The sequence below is a fragment of the Dyella jejuensis genome (assembly GCF_044904675.1).
Taxonomy (GTDB): domain Bacteria; phylum Pseudomonadota; class Gammaproteobacteria; order Xanthomonadales; family Rhodanobacteraceae; genus Dyella_B; species Dyella_B jejuensis.
The window spans coordinates 1-384 of record NZ_JADIKJ010000082.1 but is presented as its reverse complement, the minus strand read 5'-3'; the positions used below and the strand labels follow the sequence as shown (position 1 = coordinate 384).

Annotated in this window: 1 protein-coding gene; it reads right to left on the bottom strand. The window is 65.9% G+C overall.

What is annotated here, in order from left to right; genetic code table 11:
- A partial coding sequence (locus tag ISP15_RS18390) for an RHS repeat domain-containing protein (protein WP_404549453.1) occupies positions 1-384 on the bottom strand: 384 nt, incomplete at both ends.

Here is a 384-nt window from a genome sequence, read left to right as displayed (position 1 = left end):
CTGCCCGCCGGCGTTGTAGGTGTATTGCGTGACGTTGAGGCCCAGTCCGTCGATCGCGTAGACCACCTGGCCGTCGGCGTCGTACACGCTTTGCTGGTAGCTGTCGCTGCCGCCGGGGGTGAGGTCGGCGCTCACCGCCGCGATCGTGGGATCGTTGCCCAGCGCGCTCAGCTGGCTGGCCGTCAGCACCGTGGCGTAGCCGCGCGTGGTGGTCAGGTGGCCGTCGGCGTCATACCCATGCTGCGTCACCGCCCCGGTAGGATCGATCGTGAAGATCTTTTCGTTGGCCTGGTCGTAGACGTACTGGGTGACGTTGCCGTTGGCGTCGGTCACGCGGATGAGGTTGTTGTCGGCGTCGTAGGCGTAGCTGGTCGTCAGGTTGAG